Origin of the sequence: Borrelia hermsii DAH (assembly GCF_023035675.1) — a bacterium.
GTDB classification, from domain to species: Bacteria; Spirochaetota; Spirochaetia; order Borreliales; family Borreliaceae; genus Borrelia; species Borrelia hermsii.
Map to the genome: position 1 here is coordinate 869,143 of NZ_CP073136.1, position 26,003 is coordinate 895,145.

A 26,003-nucleotide genomic window follows, 5' to 3' on the forward strand; every position below is an offset into this window, starting at 1 on the left:
AGGTTTTTGGGAATTTTATGTTTAATATTATTAAAAATGATAAGAATTCTAATGCACGAATTGGTGTGCTTGAACTGCCTCATGGGAAGGTAACAACTCCATGTTTCATGCCAGTTGGTACCTTGGGCGTAATGAAAGCTTTAAAGCATGATGTGCTTGAGAAATTGGGATGTAATTTGATGCTTGCAAATACTTATCATCTTTATTTAAGACCTGGCATTGATGTAATAAAAGAATATGGAAGTTTGCATAATTTTACAACTTGGAATAAAAATTTTTTAACAGATTCTGGGGGATTTCAAGTATTCTCTTTGTCTAATTTTAGAAAGATTGAAACTGAGGGAGTAGATTTTAAGTCTCATATTGATGGCTCTAGGCACTATTTTACACCTGAGAGTGTATTTAAGATGCAAGAAATTTTTGAAAGTGATATTATTATGGCACTTGATATTTGTAGTTCTTATGGTATTGATTACAGTGAGGCGAGTTTATATGCAAATATTACAACCTCTTGGGCTCGTCGTACATTGCGTGCTTATGAGAATAGAAAAGAAGGATATGATGGTTTTTTATTCTTAATAACGCAAGGTAATTTTTTTAAAGATTTGAGGAAAAGAAGTACTGAAGCAATTTTAGAATTAAATAGTCCTGGTATTGCAATTGGTGGAATTTCTGTTGGAGAACCAAGAGATAAATATTTAGAAATTCTTGAATATAATTCTTCATTAATACCTAAAGATAAGCCAAAGTACGTAATGGGAATTGGTACGCCGCACTATATATTGGATGCAATATATTATGGTATTGATATCTTTGATTGTGTTAATCCTACAAGAATTGCTAGACATGGTTCACTTTTAACTGATAATGGAATATTGCGCATTAAGAGGGCCGGGTTTAATGTTGATACTTCTCCTATTGAGCAAGATTGTTCTTGCACTTTATGTACAAGGTATTCAAGAGGATATTTAAGACATTTAATCAAATCAGGAGAAACCCTTGGAGTTATGTTAGCTAGTGAGCATAACATTCATTATATGTTTAGACTTATTCAAAAGGCTCGAAATGCAATTATGAATGATGATTTTACACAATTTAGAAAGCTTTATTTAAGCAAGTATGATGAAGGCAATTTTAATGAATAGAGATATTATTTCAACAATTATTGTTATGGTTTCGATCTTTTTTTCACGTATTATGGGTTTTATTAAGATAAAGGTATTTTCTTACTATTTTGGCGCAAATCTTGAAGCAGATATTTTTAATTATGTTTTTAATATTCCGAATAATTTAAGAAAGATTCTTTCAGAAGGTGCAATGACTTCAGCTTTTATGCCTGAATTTGCGCATGAGATGAAGAAATCTAATACACATGCTCTTAATTTTTTAAGACGAGTTATTACTTTTAATGTTATAAGTATTAGTCTTGTTATTTGCATTATGATTCTTTTTTCTAAGCAAATTATGTATTTTGTATCTTCTTATAGAGGTAATAATTTGGAGTTGGCTAGTTATATATTTAACTACTTAATACTCTACGTGTTACTTATAAGCTTAGCATCGATATTTGCATCGGTGCTAAATTCTTATAAGGTTTTTTTTATTCCATCTTTTTCTCCTGTTATGCTCTCTTCTAGTATTATATTAAGCATATATTTATTCTATAGACAATATGGAATATATAGTGCTGTTATTGGAGTAATTGTTGGTGGAATTTTGCAGTTTTTAATTCAGATGATAAATTGTATTTATATTGGTCTTACATATAGACCAATGTTTAACTTCAATGATCCTTCATTTTTAAGATTTTTAAAGAGATGGGCAAATATGATTTTATCAGCTTTAGCGGCAATTGCTACTCAGCAAATTTCATTTGCTTTAGCATCAACCCTGGATATTGGCAGTGTTTCTGTTTTAAGTAATGCAATTGTTTATTATCAGCTTCCTGTTGGAATATTTTATGTTTCAATTGCAACAGTTATTTTTCCTAAGATGGCTGAATATGCTTCTTTGGGCAATAAGAAAGGATTAGATTTGATTTTGAATCAGGGAATTGATATTTTGATTTTTCTTTTAGTTCCAATGTCATTTTTAATGTATATTTGGGCTGATCCTATTCTAAATTTATTGCTTACAGGCGGTAAATTTTCTGTTTATGATACTCAAAAAACCGTTAGCGTACTGCAATATTTTTTGATTGGATTATTATTTTCTTCAATTTTTGGACTGTTTCAAAAATATTATTTTTCAATACGTAATTCAAAAATTCCGCTTTACTTTAATCTTCTTTTTGCTGCCGTTGATATCGTGATTTCAGTTTTGGGTATTAAGTTTTATAAAATTGTAAACGTTTTGCCTATTGCACAATCAATTTCTTTTGCTTTATGTGTGGTTATCTTTTATTTTGTTGGATTTAAGTGTGGAATTAAGCTTGAACTTCTTAGATCCTCAATAGCTCTTATTAAGGCATTTATTTCCCTTATTCCTTTATATTTATTTTATACTTTCTTTAATAATTTTAAATGGGATGTAGGATTTAGTTTAAATAATTTTTACTTGTTAAGTGTTGCAGGTATAATTAATATTATTATTTTAATATTATGTTATTATTTGCTTGGTGTTAGTAAGATTTTTAAGTTTATTAGTAGGGAGATTGCATGAGAGAGTTTATTCTTTTATTTTGTATTGTGCTTGATCTTTTTGCTATTAAGGAGTTAACATTATCAACTAAATCTTTAGTTACGACCCAGGAGTCTGAGACTAGTACTGATAAGGATATGAAGGAAAATAATGTTGAGAGGGATGTTACTAGTGAGTCTGAGTTTAAAAGTGTTAACTTAGATGTGAAGCAGGTAAATGATGTTATTTCTTATGGACTTGATACTCAAGTTATTGAAATTATTGGCAGTCTTAAAAAATCAGGTGATGGTGAATACAATGCTTTGCTTGAAAAGAGATTGCAGAAAACTTTTAATATTGATCTTAAACGAGCAATTCTTGAGTTGTTTTTATCACTTAAATATGCAGGTGGTGTTGATGCTGCTAATTATATTCTAGATAGTTATGAGAGTAATAGATATCCTAACAATTTGATTAATTTAGCAATTTCATATCTTAAGGAATTTGGTGAAAAGGATGCTTTAAAAAAAACTCTTATTGGTATTCTTGAAAATAAGGAAGGGAATATCGTAGCTACTGCTGCTTATTATCTTGGTGAGCTTTCTTCTCCTGAATATTCAAAAGATATGATGGATGTTTATGATAAATATTCTGCTAATGATGGAGCTAAGTCGGCGATACTTATTGCTCTTGGCAAATCTAATGCTGTTGATTATGTAGATAGATTTTATGAAATTTCTGTTGATAGTTATGAAAATCCATCAATTAAGGCTTCAGCTATTAGAGCATTATCATATCTTATGCCTGAGAAAATAACAGAGAATGCCAATTTATATCTTCAGAATAATAATAACAATTATAATATTAAGATTGCCATTGTAAGGGCACTCTCAAAGGATATATCTCTAAAATCAAAAGAGATTTTGCATGATTTTTTAAGAGATTCTGATGCTAGCATTAGGATTGGTGCTATTGAGGCTATTAAAGAGCATAATGATATTGCTTCAAAAGAGGTATTAATTTATAAGTTAAAAAGCGATCCTTCCTTAAAGGTCAGGGAATCATCTGGTAAGGCTTTAGTAGATATGGGGTCTGGATATGAAGAGATACAAAACATAATGCTTGATTCTAGTATTGAAAATAACTTTAAACTTACTATATTTAGTTATCTTTTAGATAAAGATGTAAATTCTGCACGTTTGATTGCTTTAAATCTCTTAGAAAAGGAAAATATTAATAAACCTTCAAAGTTGCTTACAAATATTTCTATGCTTCTTTCAGTTAGGAAGGGTAATTTTGATGATTTTTATTCTAGGATTATTGAGAGTAAAAATGTTGATTTAATGAATCTTGCAATTAGGGGAGCTGTTTATAATAAATCCCCATCACTCTCGGGCAAACTTAAAGAGATCAAAAGAACAACTAGTTCAGGGTATTTAAGGAAACTTTTGACAAATTATTGATATAAAATTTTCAAAATCTCTGTTGCCGTTTCTTTTTTTGACATTTCAGGGAGTTCTTTAACGCTGTCTTTATTTATTATGTAAATTTTGTTTAAGCTTGAGCCCAAATATTTTAAGTCATTTGCAATAATATAGTCTAAATTTTTTGTCTTTAGTTTTTCTTTGGCTTTTTCTATTAAGATTTCATCTTTTTGAGCACAAAATCCAATAACAACTTGGTTTTTAGTTTTATTTTTACCTATATGTTTTATTATGTCTGGATTTTTGATGAACTTAATATGAAGCTCTTCCATTGTATTTTTTTTAATTTTAGTTTTATAAGTCTTGTCGGGTCTAAAGTCTGCAACAGCAGCAGCACCAATTATTATATCGAATTCTTGGTATATGCTTATTGCTTCTTTGTACATTTCTGCTGCTGTTTTTATTTTAATAATGTTTATTCCATAGGGTTTTTTTTCATTGCTGGGGCCTGTAATTATTGTAACATCAGCTCCAAGGTTTTGTGCCTCAATCCCTAAATTGAAACCCATTTGTCCTGTTGATTTATTTGATAAGTAACGAATTGGATCTAATGCTTCTTCAGTTCTAGAAGCGGTTATTAGTATCTTTTTGTTTTTTAAGGGTAATTTTGGTGCTAATGCGTTTAATATTATTTTTAAAATATCATTTTCATTCTTAAGTCGTCCAATGGCATTTAAAGAACATGCCAGAAATCCTTCATCAGGTTCAATAAATTTATAATTATATTTTTTTAATTTTTCAATGTTTTCTTTTAAAATGGGGTTTTGATACATTATGTTATTCATTGCTATTGCGAAATAAGTTGGAGCTGTACTTGCAGATATGATTGTACTTAGAGCATCATCAGCAATCCCTGATGCAATCTTGGAAATGATATTGTATGTTGCTGGAATAATTAATATTAAATTTGCCCATCTTGCTAGGTTTATGTGTTCTACTTCCTCATGTGTTGTGTTCCACAGACTTTTAATCACTCTGTTTTTAGAGACAGTCTCTAGTGTTAGAGGAGTAATGAATTTAGTGGCATTTTCTGTCATTATAACTTTGACGTTATATCCCATCTTTATTAGACTTGAGACAATACAGGCTGACTTGTAGGCCGCAATTCCTCCGCATATTCCGATCAATATATTTTTGTGTTTTTTCATGTTAATTTTATACAATATTATTATATAATTGTATTTAATTTTTTTAAAAGGGTTTTAATTGATAAATAAAGTATTTTTTGCAAGTATAATATATTTATTTCTATTTATTTGGTGGCTTTTGTCAGCTTGTTTATCTTACTTTTCTATTACTATTTTTAATATTCCTCTTTGGTTTTTTTTATCATGTATCTTTTTCTCTATTTTCAGTTTGTTATTAGTATGTATTTTTGTGATTTTTTTTAAAAATGACTAGAGGATTTTTTGTATTTTTTATCTTTTTGATTTTATATTGCGCTTTTGGTTTTTTTGCTAGAAAAAAAAGGGCGAGATCGTTATTTTTACATAATTATTTTCTTGCAAATCAGGGTCTAAATTTTGTCGTAATGGCATTAGTAGTTGCTTCTAGCTATATTAGTGCTAGTAGTTTTATTTCAGGGCCTTCAGCTGTTTATAGATATGGATTATCTTTCATATTCTTAGCAGTTATTCAAATTCCTACAAGTTTAATTTCATTTGTCATTGTTGGTGAGAAATTAAATTTGGAAGCAAAAAAAATTAATGCAATTAATATTATTGATTATATTGGATATAGATATCTCAGTCGCTCTTTAGTTCTAGTTAGTAGTTTTATAATCATTTTTTTTTCTTTGTTTTTAATCTCAGCTCAGCTTATGGGAGGTGCTAAACTTTTAGAAGTTTTTTTTCAAATCGGTTATACTGATGCTCTTATTTTTTTCTCTCTATTTGTTTTTTTATATGTTTGTTTGGGTGGGTTTAAGATGATAGCATATATGGATTTCATTCAAGGCATTTTGATGATCGTAGCGTCTGTACTATTATTTTCAAGACTAGTTGATTTGGGAGGTGGAATTAGTAATCTCTTTAATATGGCTCGGTTGAATCTTAAAGATGATTTATTTTTGCCATCAAACTTAGATTTGAAAATTGGATATATAATTTCTTTTTGGATATTAATAGGAATTGGAGTATTGGGGCTGCCACAATTTGTTAATAATTTTATAGCATTTAAAGATGTGAAATCTATGAGATTTTCTCTTCCCATTGTTACTTTTGTAATAGGGTTTTTAGTTGTTATTATGCATTTAATAGGTTTTTTTTCCCTTGTTATTTTTTCCAAATTTGAACCAAATGATAAATTTATTTTAAATGTAGCATTAGAGGTATTAAATCCTAAAATATTTATATTATTTTTTGTAGGACTCTTATCAGCGATAATGTCTACAATAGATTCAGGTCTTCTATTGCTGTCTTCTATTTGGGTAAAAGCAATAATGTCTTTAAATAAGAGTCTTGTTGGTAAGATTGGAATTAATAGAATTACTATTATTTCTAATGTTTGTTTTATGTCAATAATCGTTTTTTTATCTTTAAATCCACCTGATTTTTTGTTTTTTTTAAATATTTTTGCAATTGGGGCCTTGGAAGTTTCATTCTTTTCTATTATTGTTTTTGGGCTTTATTTTAATTTTGTAAGTAAAATATCAGCTTTTATTTCTCAGTTTTTGGGACTTTTAAGTTATTTGATCATAATTTTTTATGGTGAAGTAAGTAGTTATTATTTTCATCCTATTGTTCCTTCACTTTTTATATCTATATCTTCATTTTTGATAGTTAATCTTTTTTGTCAAAGATGTAGTAAAATTTAGTTGTATGTTGTCTTTAAATGATAAGAGTGTTGGTAAATATAGAGTTATCGATGTTCTAAAGAATGACAATGGTAAAAGACTTGATGCAGTGTTAATAAAGTTTTTAAAATTTCCTAAATCTAAAATAATGAGACATATTAGAAATGGAGATATTCTTTTAAATAATTTAAAGGTTACTTTTTCTCATAGAGTTTTTAAGGATGATCAAATTTATTTATATAAACCTTTACTTCAAGGTTTAAGTTTAAGCAAGATGACAGTCAAAGATGAGGATGCTATATTAAGAGATGTAAAGAGAAGGATAGTATATGAGGATGAGGATTTGCTTGTAATTAACAAGAGAAGAGGAGCTTTGGTTCATGGAGACAAGTATTCACTTGGTGCTTTAATTAATTCTTATCTTTTAGATGAAAATCTTGAGTCTCTTAGTTTTAAACCTTCATCTGTGCATAGATTAGATAGGAATACCTCAGGGCTCATTATTTTTGCAAAAAATATAGATTCTGCAAGAATTTTAAGTAGGGCATTTAGTAGTGGTATTGTTACTAAAAAGTATTTGGCTTTGCTTGATGGTGAGATTAAAAAACCTTTGACTTATAGGAACTTTTTATATCGTGATAGGATTGCAAGAAAAACCTTCGTTGTTAATGATGAGGGCAGATGTAATGCCATAACTGATGTTAAACCAATTTTAGTCTCTAAATCTTCAACGCTTGCTGAGGTGTCAATTAGGACGGGGTTTACACATCAAATAAGAGCACAATGTGCTTTTAATAAACATGCCTTGATTAACGATAAGAAATATGATTCTAAATTTAAAAAAAACAATTACTTTTTACATTCTTTTTTGATAAAATTTAACCAGTCTTTATTTTTAAGAAATGAATTTTTTGTTGAACCTAGTTCAGATTTTTTAAAACAGATAAGTAATATTTTTGGTGTATATGATTTTAAAGGATTTATTTAATAAGTTCACATTTAAGAATGCCTTAGGTGCAGTAAAAGATATTTCAATTGCTATGAAACATAAGTTTGTAAAGATTAAGGTTTATTCTTTAGTAGGTGTTGCTGGTACTGGAAAAAGTTTTAGATCTCATTTAATAGCAGATAAATATTCTATTCCTTTGATCATTGATGATGGTGTTTTAATAAAAAATATGAAGATTATTGCTGGGAGTTCTGCTAAGTTTGAGAATAATGTGTTTGATGCAATAAGGCGTTCTATTTTTGAAGATGATGCGCATAGAAATGAAATTGTTGAAGCTCTTCGCAAAGAAAATTTTAATAAAATATTGATATTGGGAACAAGTATTCGCATGATAGATAAAATAACAGCTCGACTTTTATTGCCTAGTTCTTCCAAAATTATTTATATAACAGATATTTCTACTAAAAAGGAAATAGAGAAAGCAAGAATTTCAAGAGAGATGGGCGAACATGTTGTTCCAGCAGCTGCCTTTGAGATAACATCTATTAAGCCAAGTTTATTATTAGATTCGATTCGAGTTTTTTTTAAAAGCAAAGGGTTTTTATCAAAAAAACGGAACTATATTCGTTCTATTGTAAAGCCTCATTTTCATGAAGAGGGGGGAATTTTATCTGTTTCTAAAAATGCTGTAAGACAAATTATTGAACATTGTGTTTCTGAATATAATAGAGATTATATTGTCTATGATTTGAAAATTAAAAAGAGTCAGGGCAGTTATTATTTTAAGCTCTTTTTAGATATTCCACTTAAGAATGATTTACTTAATGGTGCGGAAATGCTTAGGAATTATATTATTGAAAACGTACTAAAATATACGGTAATTAATATATCTGGTATTGATGTTATCATACATAGATTTTATGATCAAAAATGTAATTTGGAAAAAAAAGATGAATGTTGACTTGGATAATATAAGTAATGTCTTTTTGGTAGGCATTAAGGGCTCTGGACTTTGTTCACTTGCGTGTTTTTTAAATGATAAGGGGTATTTTGTAGAAGGGGTCGATGTTCCTTTAAAATTTCATACGGAAGATATATTAAAGAGTAATAATATAACTTATTATGAGAATATTGATGAATTTTCACTCAAAGTTCATAATAAATCTTATGATGTTTTAATATATTCACCAGCTTATGATAAGGATAATTTATCTGTTTTGCTAGAAGCATGTGAACTTGGAATTCCTATTTTATCTTATCCTGAGGTTCTTGGTAAGATTTCTAAAAAATATTATAGTATCGGAGTTGCAGGCTCTCATGGCAAAACTACCACAGCGGCATTCTTAGGTATGCTATTTAATAGTCTAGGATTGCAGCCTAATGTAATATTAGGTGCTAGTGTTAAAGATTTTAAAAATAAATCTAGTCTTGTCGGTCAGGGTAATATATTTATTGCAGAGACTTGTGAGTATAGGAATCACTTTTTACATTTTTCTCCGGATATGATTGTTTTAAGTAATATTGATTATGAACATGTTGATTTTTTTGAAAATTATGAAGCAGTTTTAAATGTTTTCTTAAAGTATATTAATAATTTAAAGCAAAATGGGATATTAATAATAAATGCTGATGAAGTTAATTTGCTTAAAATTACAAATAAAATCTTAAGAAAAGATATTAAAGTCTTTAGTGTTGGATTTAATTCTCTGGCTGATTTTAAAATTGAACATTTTGAGGTGATAGACGAGTTTTTAAAGTTTGATTTTTTAGGGGGTATTGATATTAGACTGAGGACCCCTTTGATTCATAATGTTTTAAATTTTGCATCAGCACTTTTAGCTTTAAAGCTATTTTTAGAGGAACATAAAAAATTAGTTTGGAGTTTTGATGAGAGAATAAAGATAGTAGCCAAAGAGTATATGGGCATTAAAAGAAGGATGGAATTTATCATGGAAAAAGATGGAGTTATATATCTTGATGACTATGCTCATCATCCAAAGGAAATTGAAAGTACTCTTTTGGGACTTAAGAATTTTTATAAGGATAGGCGTATTATTTTAGATTTTATGCCACATACCTTTACAAGGACACAAGTTCTTTTTGATGAGTTTGTTAAAGTTTTAAGCAATGTTGATGTATTGATTTTGCATAATATATATCTTTCAGTTAGAGAAAATTTTGATCCGAATAAACTCTCTAGAGAATTGTTTTTAGCTCTTAAAGATTTAAATCAGAATGTTTATTTTTTTAAAGAAGTAGTTGATTCTGTTGATTTTATAAGGGGTTTATTAAAGAGAAATGATTTATTTGTTACAATGGGAGCTGGTAATAATTTTATTTTACATGATTTTTTATAAAGGTATTTTGAATGAAAAGTATGACTGGATTTTTTCACTTGGAAAAAGTTATTTCAAATTATATGTTTAGTGTTAATTTGAAGTCTTATAATGGTAGATTTTTAGAATTTAAATTTAAATTACCTGAAATTTTATATGCTTATGAGCTTGAAATAAGAAATTTTATTTCAAATTATGTTAAAAGGGGAAATGTTTTCTTAAATGTAGGATATAAGGAAATAGTTCCAAATATTAATTTTAATGTAAATCCCCATTATGTTGAGGCTATTGCTCGTCTTAGAGATAGTTTATTGCATAGTAGTTTACACATTAAGGATGAATTAAGCCTTGGTGATTTCTTATCTTTAAGAGGGGCTTTAATTATTGTTGATGAGAATGATGTTAATCAGGAAATGATTTTTAATGCTTTTAAGGAAGTTTTGGAAGAAACTTTATTAAATTATGATAAGAGTAGAACCTTTGAGGGTGAGAATACTAAACAAGATATAATTTCAATTCTTATGTTAATACGGAAGGATTTAGGACTGTTAAAGAATTCTCAGAGCAGTATAAATGATAAGCTTTTCTTAAGTCTTAAGGAAAATTTATTAAAATTAATGGATGATTTTAGTGATGTTAATGTTGCAGAAGAGGCTGCTAAGATGTCAATTCGGTTAGATATTAATGAGGAAATAGTAAGATTATATTCACATATAGATAATTTTTATAAAAATCTTGAAAATGAGGTGTGTGGCAAGATTTTAGAGTTTATTGCTCAGGAAATGCATAGAGAGGTTACAACAATGAGCAATAAAGCAATTGATCTTGATATTAGAAATTTAGTTTTAAATATGAAGTTAAATTTAGAGAAAATAAAAGAACATCTAAGGAATATTGAATGAGGATAGCTGTTTCTGGTAAGAGTGGTTGTGGTAATACAACTATTAGTGGGATGCTTGCAAAGTATTATGGTCTAAAGCTTGTTAATTATACTTTTCATGATATTGCTAGAGAGAAAAATATGCCCTTTGATATGTTTTATGAGAAAGAAATAATTGGTAGAAATGATCATTATTGGGATGAATATCTTGATGGTAAATTATTGGAGCTTTCAAAAGAGGATAATACAGTTCTTGCGTCTCGGCTTGCAATTTGGCTTTCAAAAAATGCTGATTTAAAGATATATCTTTATGCTAAGATAGAAATTCGAGCAGAGAGAATAATAAACAGAGAAGGTGGTATGTATTCCGATATTTTAAGGAGTACTTTTAATAGAGATTCTAATGATTCAAAGAGGTATTTATCTGTCTATAATATAGATATTGATAATTATTTAGATGTAGCTGATTTTATAGTTGATACGACCGATAGATCTGCAAATAAAGTTTTTGAATTGATAAAGGATGAGATAGAAAAGAGGAAATTATATATTAAGTAAATAAGTTAAGGAGGTTTAAAAGGAATGAGAATACCTTTAAAAGAGATACAAGATTTTGATGGCAATTATTATGAACTTGTTATGGCAGTGATAATTCGTACAGATCAAATTATTGATCAAATTTCTTTAGCAGAGCATACTATTTCTGATGAGAGAGTAGTAAGCCAAGCTTTTAATGATATTTTAACAGATCGATTTACGTATTCAATTGAAGAGAAATAAAATAGTTTTTATATTTGGTCCTACGGCTGTAGGTAAGAGTGAGCTTTTACTCAATTTTCCAAAAGGTGTAGCTGAAATAATTAATGTCGATTCTGTTCAAGTTTATAAGGAGTTCGATATTGCGTCTTGTAAGCCCAGCATTGAATTGAGAGCCCATGTAAAACATCATTTAGTTGATTTTTTAGAACCGATTGAAGAGTATAATCTTGGAATATTTTATAAGGAAGCATGCGAAATAATAGAGAATTTAAGAGTGCAAAAGAAGCTTCCTGTATTTGTAGGTGGGTCGGCTTTTTATTTTAAGCATTTAAAGTATGGATTGCCCAGTACACCGCCTGTTTCTTCTGAAATAAGACTTCATATAAATAGTCTTTTTACTACAAGGGGGAAGAATTATCTCTTAGAGGAACTTAAGAGAGTAGACTTTGAAAGATATGAGTCAATTAGTAAAAATGATATTTATAGGATTAAAAGATCGCTTGAAGTTTATTATCAAACAGGTATTCCAATTAGTCAATTTTTAAAAAGAGGGCAGATGCTTGCAAATGTTTTAGCTATTGGCTTGAGAAGGCCTATGGAAGAAATGAGGTCTAGGATAATATCTAGGGTCAAGAATATGATTGATTGTGGATTGCTTGAAGAGATTAAGAGCTTATTAGGGAAAGGATACAATGAGACAACCCCAGCTTTTAAAGGAATAGGGTATCGTGAATTTTTGTTGTGGAAGAGTAGACCTTATTCTATGTTAAATGATATAATAAATTTAATAGTTAAGAATTCATTTTTATATGTAAAAAGGCAGATGACTTTTTTTGATAAAATTCCTAATGTTTTGTGGTTTCATCCAGATGATGACTTAAAAGACATTTTGGACTTAATTTTTGTTTAATAAGGAGATATGAGGCGTGCCTTGTGGAAGAAAAAGAAAATTACAAAAAATATCTACTCATAAGCGAAAGAAAAAGAGAAGAAAGAATAGACATAAAAAGAAGAATAAATAATCGAAATGTTAGTTGGTTTTTTGCTAGCTAACATTTTTGTGTTGTCATATTATTTCGTTTATTCAATAATTATATTATCTATTATATTTATGTCTTTGCTAAAGATATATCCTTTTTTTCCTTTATAGGTTGCTAATATCCATTTACCTTTAATTCCATGTTTTTCGGCGTTTTGCATTATTTTTTCTATTTTTACTATTTCGTCTTTTCTAATGATTGTTAGATAATCATAATTGGTATTATCCGTTTTAGTTCCATTGTTTAAGATAGCATAATTTTTTGTTATGATTCCTACTTTTCTTGAAAATCCTAAGACACTACTTTTGGGTAATTTGAATTCTTTGGTTAGGGGAATTTCTAATTTCTTGTTGCATGTTAAAAATATCATAGAGATTAAGCATAGCAATTTTATTTTCATAGTTTTATTATATATGTTACTTGATATACAGTTATATATAATAATATAATATTTTTTTAGAAAGTTTAAGGATTATCAATGAAAAAATATGTTTTTTTATTATTTCTATTTTTTCCTTCGAGTGCTTTAATATTTGCATATCCATTATCTTTTGGAGGAGGATTTTCTTATCAGTTTACTAATTATACCGGCAAAAGTGATATAAATAGGTCTGTAAAAAATTATAGTAGAGTAGACAATGGAATAAATTTAAATTTGTTTTTTGATGCTAATTATGTTATTTTGGATATTTCTTATAAGGATGCTTTTTTGTCTAGTCATCATGGTAGATATTTTGCTTTTGGGCTTTATGGAATTTATCCGATTGTTTTTAAGGAGTATGTTAGAACATTATTTCCCCTTCTTGGGATTAAATATACGATTGATTTAAGTACCAAGAGGCAAGATCTGGTGTTTTTGTCTTTAGGATTTGCTACAGATTTGTTCATTCCTGAAGTTAAAGGACTCTATATTAGACCTTTATTTATGCTTTCAATTTCGCCTACTTCTCTTTCTGTAAAGAATTATTCTTCTTTAACAACTGAGATTACTCTTGGAATTAATATTGGTTGGAAGTTTCTCAATTAGGCAGTTTTATTCCTAAGTGAAAAGGAACCATTCTCTCTTGCCCAAAAAGATTAGATGTAACATTGAGTTTATGAGGAAGGTTGTTAACTTTTGTTACAAGTGTGCTTGAACCACCTCCATCTAGATTAATAGAGTTGGTAATAGCATAATTTAGTGATAGATCTATTGCTTCATTTAATGAGATTCCTTTGCTATTATTAGTACCTCTTCCTTCCACTGTTATTAGATATAGGTGTTTGTTTTCTTTATCGGTGCCTATTATTGTTCTTGGATGTTTATTCTCTTTAAAATTTTTAGTGTAATTTCCATTTGTAATTAAAGGAAAGAATCCGCTAAAACCATAATCAGAATTTTTGATCTCGTCTTGCTTAGGATTTAATATTATTTGATTGTTCTTAATTATAATTATCCCCTGAGCTTTTTTTGCATTGGATATTATTTTTTTATCATATATATATAAACCATTAGGATAAAACATATTTTCTTTAATCTCATATGGGCTAGTGTTAATGGCAATATCTACTTTGTTAGAAAGTAAAAATTGGCTTGTTGTTTGGCCTTTAAAGTAATAATTATTCATTTTTTGATCATAAATAGGCTTTGGTATTATGAACTTTAAATTTTTGTTTTTAATCTTGACAATGACGTAATTGCTTTCTTTAAAAGAACTTTTAATTATTTCATATTGCATGCCCACGTCTTCTGAATTGAGTGATTTTTGTGCTGATAAGACGCTTAATGACACAGTTAATATTATTATGCCTAAGATTTTTTTATTCATTTCTTTTTATTTTATAAGAATAAATACTTTTAGGATAGTTTTTTAAGATTATATTTTTTATCTTTAAAGACATTTTGTAATCTTTTATTATTGCAATATTATATAACTGGTAGATTATTTTTATATCTAACTTTTTATTTTTTTGTAAAATGTCATTGATTTCCTCCTCGCTTATGCTCTTTTCATTGATTCTGAGTTTTAGTAACAAAATTTCATTTTTTATGTTTTCATCTTTAGGTGCTTTCATTTTTGTTAAAAAATTATTAGCTTCTTCGTATTTTTTTATTTTAAGTAAATATTTGATCATAAGTAAATGATAATACTCCAAGTTTAGATTTTTGATTGCATTTATTGTTTCGAGTTCTTTCGGTAAATTGTTATTTAAGTCATATAGCATGTATAGTTTATTTAATTTTTCAAACTTTTCTTTGTCTGTACCGTATGTTAGAGTAAGAGGGATTATTAATAACAAGAGCAGTGATGTTTTAAATGGTATGAGATCCATGTGATTTTATTTTAAGTATTATATACTTTTTTAATGAGAATAAGAAGAAATGAATAAATTTTTTTCTTCTTATTCGTTATGATTTAAATTTTGGATTTTATGTAGTTTGAAATTTGTTCGGATTTTGCTCCGAATATTACTTGAGTTTGATTTCCTGATGTAATGATTGTTCCAGTAGCTCCAAGTTTGTTCATTAAATCTTTATTTACTAATGAAGTAGACTTCACATCTACTCTGAGTCGTGTGAAGCATGAATCAACATTTGTTATATTATCAAGTCCCCCAAGAGCTTGAATGACTGCCTCAAAATCCCCATCTTGAGATAGCTTAGAAGTATTATTAGATATTGTTGGCTGTTTAGTATCATCTTCACGACCAGGTGTTTTGATTTTAAATGTTTTAATTAGTGCTGTGAAAATGGTAAAGTAGACAGCTCCAGTTACAAGTCCTATTGGGAGTATTAGCAGAGCGTTTGTTGATTTTGGAAACATTAAGAAGTAATCTATTATTCCTGCTGAGAGTGCAAATGCTATGCGTATTTCAAATATATTAGTAATGATTAATGCTATTCCAGTTAGAATAGCATGTATTAGATAAAGTAGAGGCGCTACTAACATGAATGTATATTCTATTGGTTCTGTAATGCCTGTTAGAAATGATGTGAGTGCTGCTGAGAATAAAATACCACCTACTTCTTTTCTTCTTTCCTTTTTGGATGTTAAGTACATTGCAAGAGCAGCACCCGGTAGTCCAAAGAGCATAATTGGATACATTCCTGATGTGAATGCACCAGCGGTTGGATCCCCATTTAAATATCTTGTAATTTCTCCTTGGATTATGTTTCCGTCCTTTGTAGTGTATTCTCCGAATACAAAATATACTAAAGTGTTTAAAAGCTGATGTAGGCCTGTTATTATGAGTAATCTATTTAGGAATCCAAATACAAATACTCCCAGATGGCCGGCCTCTATCATCCAGATTCCAATTTGATTGATAGTTATTTGTAGTGGTGCCCATAGGAAACCAAATATTATGGCAAGTATTGCAGACAGCATTCCATTAGCTATTGGCACTAGTCTTTGTCCTGAAAAGAAACCTAAAAATTGTGGTATTTTATAGTTTATTACTTTGTCGCTAAGCATGGCTGAACTTGCGCCTGTAATAATACCTCCCAAGACTGACATATTAACAGGTTCTGATTTCCCGTTGATTATTATTGTAAATGTAGATAATCCTGCATTTAAAATTAGGTATCCCACAGCCCCCCCTAGTGCTGCAGATGCCTTATTATTTTTAGATAGCCCCATGCCAGTTCCGATTGCAAATAGTATTGGTAAGTTTCCAAGAATGGCACTGCCTGATTGTTCCATTAATTTACCAATTTGTCTAAGCATGTCAGAAGGTTCTGTAATTTCTATTATGAGATATCCAAATCCAAGTAAAAGTCCAGCAATTGGCAAAATGGCCGCAGGAGTTTGTAAGGCTTTTCCAAGATTTTGCATATTTTTCATCAAATTATTCATATTTACCCCCATTGATTAATATTGTTTATTAACTTTTAATAAGATTCTAGTTTAAGTAATGTTCATTATATTTTTTAATATTTGTTTTGGCAACCTTAAGTGTGATTTATGAATTTTTTATTTAAAAAAATTAAAAAAAGAAGTTTAATTTTTTGTAAACTTTATTTAATGTTTTTTTAATAGGGGCAAGTTTTTTAATACTGTCTTGATTGTCAATCAGGCTTTTGATGCTGTCCATTGATTCTTCGATTGCTATGATAAAGCTTTTTTGAGGTTTTAGCCAAAAATTGCCAGAGTAGTCACTTCTGAGTGATAGGAAAAGTGCTGATTTTTTATTGGGATGTTTAATGAAATTCATAGTGCATTCTAAAATATTTTTTATCTTATCAACTTCATTAATGTTGACATTTGCGTTTTCATATGTTTGGATAAGCGTCCAGTCTGATTCCATACCATTTACTATACGCATTATTTCTATTAATTTCTTATTTTTAAATATTATTAAATTTTCATGTGTTAATGTTGCAAGGATATTTCTTATTGTTTTTTCTTCTTCGTTTTTTAGTCTTCTTAAAATTAATTCCTTAACTTCTTTTAAGCTAAGTGTTAATTGATTTTTATATTCATTTTGAGTTTTAAATTTTTTTCCCCCAATAGTTATTTCATTTTCTAATATAGGTTTTTTATCTTTTTTTGTTATAGTTTTCTGTACGTTATTTAATTTCTTATTCTCTTTTTGGGTATTTTTATGTTCATTTTCTTCAAATTGAATGTCATTGATCCATTCTTTTTTAAGGACCCCAATTGATCTGGCATATCTTTTACTTGTCTCAATTATTTCTCCTGCAACGAAATATTTTACAGAATCTGTGTTAATAAGTGAGCCAGGATGAATTACTACATTTTGGGCTTTTATTGTTTTATATTTATTTTTTAAGCTTTTAAAGCAAATATAATCTTTCATGCCTCTCATTATAGATTTTAAGTAGCCTTCTTGATCAATTTCATGTGTGTGTACTATTGGTATGTTGAAGCTACTTACAATATTTTCAAGTTGTCTTTGTACATTAGTAATCTCTTCAAGACCTTGTAAGTCTAGGTAGTTTTCTTTAGCAAAGTCTTCTTTGTTAATTGCTTTTTTGTAATCTTCAAATATATTAATAAATCCTATTAAATCACCTAGTGGATTTTTGTATTTCAGATGAGCTTGTCTAGCCTCTATTTCTTCGTTTTGAGGTAGTAAGAAAACCCCACTTGTAGATAGAAATGATAGTCCAATTGTGGTTGGATATATTGCTTTTTGATAGTTTATCATTGCTTCAACTAAAGCCCTTGAATGTATTGGTATTAGAGGAAATATTATCATATATTTTCCAATTTCCGTAAGCTCATTTTTTTCATTTATTGCATCTAGGGATTTTAATATGTCACTTGCTGTTTGAATAGATTTAATTGATGGTTTGGAAATGAAGTCAAATTTTGTAAAATTTCTAATTCCGATATCTGCCATTCTTAATATTACTTCCGAGAGATCTGTTCTGTATATTTCTTCCTTTTGATATTCGTCTCTTAATTGATATTCATCTCTTTTATATAGTCTGTAACATGTTCCCTTTGAAAGTCTTCCTGCTCTTCCTGCTCTTTGTGTTGCAGATGATTTTGAAATTGGTACTTCTTGAAGTGAGTAAGTGTGTGTTTTCATCTGGAATTTATTTGTTTTAACTTTCCCGCTATCAATTACTATCTTAATATTTTCAATTGTAATTGAAGTTTCTGCAATATTTGTTGATACTATAATTTTTCTTTTGTTCTTTGGGGTAGGCATAAATATTTGTTCTTGTGCTTCTTTTGCCATTCGACCATATAGAGGCAAGATTACTAAATCTTGTTTGGAGTTTAGTTCATAAATTGCTTTTATTGTTTCTTTTATTTCCTTCTCTCCAGATAGGAATATAAGGATATCACCTTCTTTTTTTTCTTTAATTATGCCGCTAATTATTTCTTTTATTTTTAATATCATTGACTTTGATGTGTTAAGTAGTGGTGGATTATAGATTATTTGTACAGGATAAGTAATTGTTTCTATATTAAGTATTGGAGCATTATTAAAGTATTTTGAAAATACTTTTGTATTTATTGTGGCAGATGAGATTATGACTTTAAAATCGTTTCTTTTTTTTAAGATATCTTTAATAAGTCCTAGTATGAAATCTATGTTTAAACTTCTCTCATGAGCTTCATCTATTATTATTACGTCATATTCATAAAGTAGAGTGTCTTTTTTGAGTTCTTGTAATAAAACCCCGTCGGTCATTAATTTAATTTTGGTTTTGGGACTTGTAATCTCTTGGAATCTTATTTTGTAACCCACCTCTTCTCCAAGGTTTACTCCAATGTGTTTTGCAATGTATTCTGCTATTGATATCGTAGCTATTCTTCTTGGTTGTGTTACACCAATTTTCCCAAGTTTTGCTAGTCCTGCTTCATATATTATTCTTGGTATTTGTGTGGTTTTTCCACTTCCTGTTGGACTCTCTACGATTAAAACATTATTTGTTCTTAACTTTTTAATTAATTCATCTTTATATTTATAAATGGGAAGACAAAAATCATTCATATCCTACATTAGTCCGCACACATAAGCTGCATCTATTTGATCAAGGTCAATATTAGTAGGCAAATCAACCTTTTTCCTCTTAATTTTAGCATATAATTTATCATTTTGTCTGTAAACATAGATTTTATTTCCAACTTTATTTTTTGATAGTGGTATTGTTTTTACGATAATACCATTTTTTTCTAATTTCGCGTCTAGTAGTTTAATTGATTCTTCTAGTGTTATGTCGTATGCTTTCATATCTTTTTTTAGTGGGCATATTATGCTATTGTTTTCAGTTTTAATATAATCTCCAAAAATTCCTGTTGTAGCAATTATTTTTTCATGAGTTTGTGGATATTCTCCTATTACTTTTGGAAGTGAGAGTAACTTAAGAGCAAGCTCTAAGGTTAGATTTTCATATTCTATGTTTTTTGTTGAAACTTTTTTAGCTTTTATTATTTTAGGTTTTTTGGGCTTACCTGTTTTTGTAAATTCTTGTGGCGCATAAACATCCTCTCCAAGTTGGACAATTCCTCCATATTTTGAATTTTTGTATATTACATTAAGCCCCGTTACAGGATCAACTCCTAATATATTGGGTTGTATTTCTTTTTCTGCTATTATTTTTTTTATTTCATCTTCTTTATATAAGTTTTCTAATGGTGTTGTTACATTAATTGAGTAATTATTTCCATTAAAAATTAAATAAGGCCCAAACTTGCCAATGTTGATTTTATAATTAAACTTCTCGTCATTATTGTATTCATGGACTATTCTAAATTCTTCAGGGCTAATAATGGGTTCTATTTTATTTACTGTATTCTTAAGGCCTTCTTCTCCATTATAAAATTTATTTAGATATTTTATTTTGTCTAGTGTGCCTATTGCGATTTTGTCTAAGTTTTCTTCCATGTGGGATGTGAATTTTAGTTCAATTAGTACTGGGAAATATTTTTTTAAAAGATTTGTTACAGCAGCTCCTTTTATTGTTGGTATTAGCGTATTATTTTGTTTAAATATATATTCTCTTTCAAAGAGTGTTGAGATAATAGTTGAATAAGTTGAAGGACGTCCTATGCCTTCTTTTTCAAGCTTTTGTACAAGTGATGCTTCTGTATATCTAAGTGGGGGTTTTGTTTCATGTTCTTCTGGTTTTATATCTAGTATGATAAATTTATCACCTTCTTTTATGAGGGAAAAATCCATGATATTGTTTTCATAAGATTCTTTATTATTTTTAAGAAACCCATCAAAAATAAGGTTTGTGAAACTTGCTTTAAAAGTTAAATTTTCATATTTCAATGTTATTTTAATAACTTTTTTTATTGCGTCTTTCATGACGGATTCAATAGTTCTATCCCATATTATTTTATATATTTCTCTGGCAGTTTCGCTTTCTATTTGTATTTGTTCAGGAGGGGTGAACATTTCAGAAGGTCTTATGGATTCATGTGCATCTTGAGCCATTTTTACTTTAACATATACTCTGTCATTTGTTTCTATATATTCTTCACCGTATTTTTGTTTTATAATATTTTTTATTTTTTCTCTTGCGGTTTTTGCAATGTTATAAGAATCTGTTCTCATATAAGTTATGTAACCACGTTCATATAATTTTTGTGCATAATTCATAATTTGTTTGGTTCCTATTTTTAATCGTCTGTTTACTTCTTGTTGAAGGGAAGATGTAATGAATGGTTTAGGAGGAGCTTGTTTTGTTTCTTTTGTTTCAATTGAAATCACCTCGATCTCTTTTGTCTTTTTTAACTCCTTTGTAAGCACATTCATTAATGTTTTGTCTATTGCAATTGTCTTATCAGGATTGTGTAAAACCCCTGTATCGTTTACAAAGTCTTTGCTCTCAGCTACATTTTTATTTTCAATCTTTTCTAATGTTGTTTTAATCTGTATATCATTTTTGTTATGTTTGCATTCAAGTGTAATGGAATAATAATTGGCTTTCTTGAAATTTATTCTTGCCATTTCTTTTTCTATAATTAATTGAAGACCAACGGATTGTACTCTGCCAGCAGAAAGTCCGTAAGCAATTTTTTTCCAAAGTAGAGGAGAGATAGTATATCCATAAAGTCTATCTATTATTCTTCTTGTCTCGCCAGCATTAACGAGATTCATATTAATCTCTCTTGTATTGTTTAGTGAATCGATTATTGCACTTTTTGTAATTTCATGAAATACCATTCTTTTATAATTTTTAATTTGTAATACTTCTTTTAAATGGAAAGCTATTGTTTCGCCTTCTCTATCTTGGTCAGTTGCAAGGTAAATTTCATCTTGCTCTTTTATGAGATTTTTTAGTTTTTCAATTACTGTTTTTTTGTTGCTTGGAATAATGTAGAGTGGTTTAAAGTCATTTTGATAATCTATAGAGAGGTTTGCCCATTCAAATTTTTTATATTCATCAGGTATTTCTTTAGCACTGTTTGGTAAATCTCTTATATGTCCTATGCAAGCTTCTACTGAAAATGAGTTATCAAGATATTTCTTTATTGTTGTTGCTTTTGTTGGTGATTCTACTATTATTAATTTTCTTTGTTGCATAAAACCCTTATCATATATAATATAACATAATGTGTAAATTGTTATAATTTTTCAATAAAAATAGTGCGGTATTTATGAGTACTTATAGGGTTTTACATACATCTGATTGGCATATTGGTAAAAAAATTGGGAATTTTTCTAGAATTAGTGAGCAACAAAGCTTTTTAAGTTTTTTATTGGAATTTATTAAAAATGAAAAGATTGATCTTTTGCTTATTGCTGGTGATGTTTATGATTCAAAGAGACCTGGACTTGAGGAACAAAAATTAATAAATGATTTTTTTTACGAATTGTCTTTTACGTCTTGTAAATGGTGTGTGGTTATTACTGGAAACCATGATAAGAAAGATTATTTTAAGATTAATAAAAAGATACTTTCAAAGTTTAATTTTTTTTTAATTACTGAAGATGAACTTGCCAATCAAGTGGTGTTTTTAGAAGATCGTGGTGATATTAAATTTATTATTGTCTGCGTGCCTTACATTAATGAAAGACTTATTGTGGATCAAGATTGTAAGAATATAGAGCTACATAATGATGTTTTTCTTAAAAACCTTGAAAAAGCTTATAAAGATCAAATATCAAAGATTATTGGAACTCTTGATGAACAGTATCTTAATATTCCTAAAATATTGATTGCACATTCTTTTTTCTCTAGTAGTAGCGTAGTTGGTAATATTGGAAATAGTCCTATTTTGCCTGTTAGTGTTTTTGGCAATAATTTTTCTTATGTTGCGCTTGGACATATTCATAATTTTAAAAAATTAAAAGATAATATAGTTTATTCAGGTTCACCAATTCAATATTCATTTGATGAGGATATTAAGAAATATGTGAATGTATTGTTTTTCAGTAATGGTAAATTAGTTGAGCAAAATAAGATTTTACTTCCTGTGTTTGGTAAATTGCATTTTTTACAAGGTTCTTTTAATGAGATTATGAGTGATTTGCAGAAGATTAAGAATGAAATTTCTTATCTTTGTTACTTAAAAATTGAACTTAATGAGAGAGTGGATGCGGAATTTGAGGAGCAGATTTATGATTTGGCAAAATCAAGTTTAATCAATATATTTGATATTTATCATAATTTAGTAGATTCAGGAGAGGAGTCTTTAAGAGAAGGGAGAAGGTTGCTTAGTAGGGATGAAGTACTAAATAGAGATGAAAAGTATTTTTTTCAAGAAAAATTAAAAAGAGATATTATGAATGGTTTTAGGAGAGGAAATAAATTTAAAGAAGAAGAACTTATTGCTCTTTTTGAAGAAGTATTACTTAAGGGAAGAGCAGGCGAATATGAGAATAAATAAGCTAGTATTTAAAAATATTGCTTCTTATAAGGGCGAATATGAGATAAATTTTGATGTTTCTGTTTTAAAAAGATCTGGTATTTTTTTAATTTCTGGAAATACTGGAGCTGGCAAGAGTACAATTTTGGATTGTATTACTCTTGCTCTTTATGCACGAATTTATAGGCTTGATAAAAATATTGCAGATTCAATTTCTAAGGGTTTTAATAGTGCTTATGTTAAACTTACTTTTACTGTTTCTGAAAAAGTTTATGAGTCATTTATTGAACTTAACATAAGACAAAAGGAAACGCCAAAAAATATGATACTTAGCTGTCTTAGTGATGGGAGTTTGATTGAGAATAAAGATGATGTTTTAGCTTATATAAAAAGTCTTTGTAGGTTGGATTTTGAACAGTTTTGTCAAACTGTTATTTTGCCCCAAGGTAATTTTCAGGAATTTTTAACTTCAAAGCCAAAAAGTAAGACAGCAATAATTGACAATATTTTTAATTTAAAAAAATACGATGATATAGAAATTTTTTTAAAAAGAGAATTAGAACTTACAAAATTCAATAAAGAAAAATTAGAGTTCTTAGATATGGAGGAAAAAAATAGAGTTAGCAGTAATAAAAAAAAATTAAATGAATTGACTGATTTTTTGGGTTTAGTTGATATAGAAGCTTTAAAAAAAAATCTTGACAGTGTTTATAAGTTAATAGGTATTTGTGAAAAAATAATAAAATTCAATCAAAATTATTTAGGTATTCAATATAGGATAGAGAATTTAGAGTTAGAATTATCTTCTAAGGTTAAGAGTAAAGAAAAGTTAAGTCATGAATATCTTTCGCAAGAAAAGATTAAATCAGAATTAGATGAAAAGCTTAAATTTTATAATTCTAATGAATTTTTGGATTTAAAAAATTTTGTTAAAAGGCAGAGCGAGCTGCTAAATGATAAGAATCGGTTTTCGTTGGAATTTTCAAGTATTCAAAAGGATTTAGAAGAATTAAAATATCTGGATTTAGATAATTTTAATTTTGATTATGTAAAAGAATTGTATTATGAGAATGTTCTTTTCTGTGGGATAGATTTTGATGAGAAGACTTATGATAGATTGATTGTAAAAGAGAGGCAATTGGAAGCGCAAAGAAAAAAATTATTACTAGAACAGAAAAGAAAAAATGTCGAAATTAAAAGTATTACTTCACAAGAAACAACATTTAATTTTGATAAATATGTTTATTATGAGGCATTAAAGTTATTAAAGGGCTTTTATGAAGAATTAATATTAAAATATAAAAATGGATTAGAGCTGTTGTTAAAGTCAAATAATAGCGGTTCATCTCAAACTATTGTCATGAATATTAGAATTGGTTTGTATAAAAAATTTTTAGAACATCTTGATAGTAATAAACAGTCTGTTGCAAAAGATATTGATAATCTTAAACATCTTGAAGATGCATATAAGGTATATCAAGGAAAAGAAAAATTAAAAATTAGTAGTTTAAATGAGCTTTTAGCGTTAAACTCAAAGCTTCAAATTTTGCAATCTGAGTTGGATGCTCTTAAGCTGGATATCTTGAATAATAAAGAAAGTAAAATTAAATGGGAGAGTTGCGTATTAAATTTTAAGAAAAATAATGCAGAAATTTTAAAAAGAATCGGCCAGAATTTATTTCATAAATATATAGATTATTCTAATAGAGATAAGATTTTGGTTCTTGAAGGTAAGCTTAAGGAAGTTGCGGATTTAAAAAGAATGCTTAATGATTTGAATTCCAAAATTTCTTTAAAGGAAGTGGAAATTAAAGAAAATTTAGATAAGATAAGAAGTTTATTGCCTGATATTAATTTAAAGGTAAATTTAAATGATTCTGCTTTACTTGAGCGGGAGTTTAAAAAAATTTTAAGGTCTAAAAGGGATATAGAGAATGATCATGCTAAATTGAACTTGTCTCTTGAGAATATAAATAACTCAAAACTTAAGCTTGCAAGTCAAATTGAGTTTATGAAACAAACCATATTAGGTTTTAAAATGGAGCTTAAAGATGAACTGGCTAAGTTCACTTCTAGTTTTTTAGATTTCAAAAGAGCAAGAAAAAATGGGTTTTATGTTAAGGATTCTATTTTTTCACTTGATTCTTTAAAGCCTAGTAAGAATAGTTTAGAGCATTTTTTGAAGTTAAAATCTAATTTTATGTCTCAAATTGAGATTTCCTCCAAGGATATTAGTAAATATGAGGCAAATTTTTCAAGCTTACAGACTCTTAAAGCAGAACTTAGTGCGCAAGAGATTAATTTAGAAAATATTAAGAATGAGTTAATCAGTGTGAATGAGCGTAATGATAAATTAGAAATTTTAAAGAAAGTTGTTACTACTTCTCCTAGTTTAAAGTATTATGTTCAGAGTTTTTTAATTGATGAAATTTTAAGTATATCGAATAAAAAATATTTAAGTATTATTCTTCCTGATTTTGAGCTTGAAATTAATACAGATAGTAAAGATTTTAATTTTTTAGTTAAAAGCAAAAGAGATGGGAATATGACTCGTAGTGTTAAGACCCTATCTGGTGGTGAGAGATTTCTTGTATCTTTATCCCTTTCCCTTGCTCTCTCAGACATGATAAGAGATAGTGAGCTTAAGATAGAAGCATTTTTTCTTGATGAGGGATTTGGAAGTCTTGATGAGGATACTTTAAAAATGGTTATTCCAAAGATTTCTGAGTTGCAACGTGTTGATGGGCGTCAAATCGGTATAATCTCTCATGTTTCTTATTTAAAGGAAGAGATTAAGACGCAGATAGTTGTAAGTAAAATTTCAACAGTTTCTAATATTACTATAGAGAGTTTTTAATTTTT

22 protein-coding genes are annotated in these 26,003 nt (G+C 28.3%); 15 read left to right on the top strand and 7 right to left on the bottom strand.

Translation table 11 applies throughout. The features are described 5' to 3' along the window. The first annotated feature begins 17 nt into the window (after window positions 1–17). From tgt to bhDAH_RS04150, 3 genes are read left to right on the top strand one after another with little or no spacing between them, the layout of a single operon-like run. Complete coding sequence (gene tgt, locus bhDAH_RS04140) at window positions 18–1,145, top strand: tRNA guanosine(34) transglycosylase Tgt (protein ID WP_012422556.1); 1,128 nt, start codon at window positions 18–20, stop codon at window positions 1,143–1,145. After that, window positions 1,138–2,661, top strand: coding sequence for a murein biosynthesis integral membrane protein MurJ (murJ, locus tag bhDAH_RS04145; protein ID WP_043924535.1), 1,524 nt, complete (start codon window positions 1,138–1,140; stop codon window positions 2,659–2,661). The genes tgt and murJ overlap by 8 nt, the downstream gene beginning before the upstream one ends. Next, window positions 2,658–4,082: a HEAT repeat domain-containing protein gene (locus bhDAH_RS04150; RefSeq protein ID WP_012422558.1), complete on the top strand. Its 1,425-nt coding sequence runs from the start codon at window positions 2,658–2,660 to the stop codon at window positions 4,080–4,082. Before murJ ends, bhDAH_RS04150 begins: the two co-directional genes overlap by 4 nt. Here the strand turns inward: bhDAH_RS04150 and coaBC are convergent. After that, window positions 4,076–5,251 (bottom strand): bifunctional phosphopantothenoylcysteine decarboxylase/phosphopantothenate--cysteine ligase CoaBC, encoded by a 1,176-nt coding sequence (gene coaBC / locus bhDAH_RS04155; protein WP_043924502.1) that lies wholly within the window; start codon window positions 5,249–5,251, stop codon window positions 4,076–4,078. The two genes, bhDAH_RS04150 and coaBC, sit on opposite strands and share 7 nt — an antisense overlap. 118 nt (window positions 5,252–5,369) lie before the next feature. Between coaBC and bhDAH_RS04160 the strand changes: the two genes are divergently transcribed. Genes bhDAH_RS04160 through miaA form a run of 9 tightly spaced genes read left to right on the top strand, consistent with a single transcriptional unit; the run spans window position 5,370 to window position 12,731 of the window. Then, window positions 5,370–5,504 carry a hypothetical protein gene (locus bhDAH_RS04160; RefSeq protein ID WP_233417554.1) on the top strand — a complete coding sequence of 45 codons (135 nt, stop codon included), beginning with the start codon at window positions 5,370–5,372 and terminating at the stop codon, window positions 5,502–5,504. Continuing rightward, window positions 5,497–6,918: a sodium:solute symporter family transporter gene (locus bhDAH_RS04165; protein WP_012422560.1), complete on the top strand. Its 1,422-nt coding sequence runs from the start codon at window positions 5,497–5,499 to the stop codon at window positions 6,916–6,918. The genes bhDAH_RS04160 and bhDAH_RS04165 overlap by 8 nt, the downstream gene beginning before the upstream one ends. Window positions 6,919–6,922: 4 nt before the next feature. Then, window positions 6,923–7,885 (top strand): pseudouridine synthase family protein, encoded by a 963-nt coding sequence (locus tag bhDAH_RS04170; protein ID WP_012422561.1) that lies wholly within the window; start codon window positions 6,923–6,925, stop codon window positions 7,883–7,885. After that, a complete protein-coding gene (locus bhDAH_RS04175) occupies window positions 7,863–8,807 on the top strand; it encodes a hypothetical protein (protein WP_043924503.1) in 945 nt (314 codons plus the stop codon). Before bhDAH_RS04170 ends, bhDAH_RS04175 begins: the two co-directional genes overlap by 23 nt. Then, window positions 8,797–10,203, top strand: coding sequence for a UDP-N-acetylmuramate--L-alanine ligase (gene murC, locus bhDAH_RS04180; RefSeq protein ID WP_043924537.1), 1,407 nt, complete (start codon window positions 8,797–8,799; stop codon window positions 10,201–10,203). The genes bhDAH_RS04175 and murC overlap by 11 nt, the downstream gene beginning before the upstream one ends. Window positions 10,204–10,214: 11 nt before the next feature. Then, on the top strand, window positions 10,215–11,084 hold the full coding sequence (locus tag bhDAH_RS04185) for a YicC/YloC family endoribonuclease (protein WP_012422564.1): 870 nt from the start codon (window positions 10,215–10,217) through the stop codon (window positions 11,082–11,084). Beyond that, window positions 11,081–11,620, top strand: coding sequence for a (d)CMP kinase (cmk, locus tag bhDAH_RS04190; protein ID WP_012422565.1), 540 nt, complete (start codon window positions 11,081–11,083; stop codon window positions 11,618–11,620). Before bhDAH_RS04185 ends, cmk begins: the two co-directional genes overlap by 4 nt. A gap of 24 nt (window positions 11,621–11,644) precedes the next feature. Further along, window positions 11,645–11,842 carry a DNA-directed RNA polymerase subunit omega gene (locus bhDAH_RS04195; RefSeq protein WP_012422566.1) on the top strand — a complete coding sequence of 66 codons (198 nt, stop codon included), beginning with the start codon at window positions 11,645–11,647 and terminating at the stop codon, window positions 11,840–11,842. Beyond that, on the top strand, window positions 11,829–12,731 hold the full coding sequence (gene miaA / locus bhDAH_RS04200) for a tRNA (adenosine(37)-N6)-dimethylallyltransferase MiaA (protein ID WP_012422567.1): 903 nt from the start codon (window positions 11,829–11,831) through the stop codon (window positions 12,729–12,731). Before bhDAH_RS04195 ends, miaA begins: the two co-directional genes overlap by 14 nt. A gap of 170 nt (window positions 12,732–12,901) precedes the next feature. Here miaA and bhDAH_RS04205 read toward each other — a convergent pair whose 3' ends face one another. Next, window positions 12,902–13,261, bottom strand: coding sequence for a hypothetical protein (locus bhDAH_RS04205; protein WP_012422568.1), 360 nt, complete (start codon window positions 13,259–13,261; stop codon window positions 12,902–12,904). A 78-nt stretch (window positions 13,262–13,339) separates the two neighbouring features. Between bhDAH_RS04205 and bhDAH_RS04210 the strand changes: the two genes are divergently transcribed. Then, window positions 13,340–13,888 (top strand): TDE1717 family outer membrane beta-barrel protein, encoded by a 549-nt coding sequence (locus bhDAH_RS04210; RefSeq protein ID WP_012422569.1) that lies wholly within the window; start codon window positions 13,340–13,342, stop codon window positions 13,886–13,888. Here bhDAH_RS04210 and bhDAH_RS04215 read toward each other — a convergent pair. From bhDAH_RS04215 to topA, 5 genes are all read right to left on the bottom strand, one after another. Then, window positions 13,881–14,669 carry a phosphodiester glycosidase family protein gene (locus bhDAH_RS04215; RefSeq protein ID WP_012422570.1) on the bottom strand — a complete coding sequence of 263 codons (789 nt, stop codon included), beginning with the start codon at window positions 14,667–14,669 and terminating at the stop codon, window positions 13,881–13,883. The two genes, bhDAH_RS04210 and bhDAH_RS04215, sit on opposite strands and share 8 nt — an antisense overlap. Beyond that, entirely contained in the window at window positions 14,662–15,174 is a 513-nt protein-coding gene (locus bhDAH_RS04220; protein WP_012422571.1) for a hypothetical protein, read from the bottom strand. Before bhDAH_RS04220 ends, bhDAH_RS04215 begins: the two co-directional genes overlap by 8 nt. 83 nt (window positions 15,175–15,257) lie before the next feature. Beyond that, complete coding sequence (locus tag bhDAH_RS04225; protein WP_012422572.1) at window positions 15,258–16,709, bottom strand: PTS transporter subunit EIIC; 1,452 nt, start codon at window positions 16,707–16,709, stop codon at window positions 15,258–15,260. 118 nt (window positions 16,710–16,827) lie between these two features. Beyond that, entirely contained in the window at window positions 16,828–19,314 is a 2,487-nt protein-coding gene (locus tag bhDAH_RS04230) for a helicase-related protein (RefSeq protein ID WP_012422573.1), read from the bottom strand. Between the two features lie 3 nt (window positions 19,315–19,317). After that, the gene (gene topA, locus bhDAH_RS04235) at window positions 19,318–21,855 is read right to left on the bottom strand and encodes a type I DNA topoisomerase (protein ID WP_012422574.1); all 2,538 of its coding nucleotides are present in this window, start codon (window positions 21,853–21,855) and stop codon (window positions 19,318–19,320) included. A 74-nt stretch (window positions 21,856–21,929) separates the two neighbouring features. Between topA and sbcD the strand changes: the two genes are divergently transcribed. Both sbcD and bhDAH_RS04245 read left to right on the top strand, forming a co-directional pair. Further along, window positions 21,930–23,162 carry an exonuclease subunit SbcD gene (sbcD, locus tag bhDAH_RS04240; RefSeq protein ID WP_012422575.1) on the top strand — a complete coding sequence of 411 codons (1,233 nt, stop codon included), beginning with the start codon at window positions 21,930–21,932 and terminating at the stop codon, window positions 23,160–23,162. Further along, window positions 23,149–25,998, top strand: coding sequence for an AAA family ATPase (locus bhDAH_RS04245; protein WP_043924538.1), 2,850 nt, complete (start codon window positions 23,149–23,151; stop codon window positions 25,996–25,998). The genes sbcD and bhDAH_RS04245 overlap by 14 nt, the downstream gene beginning before the upstream one ends. Window positions 25,999–26,003 lie beyond the last annotated feature (5 nt).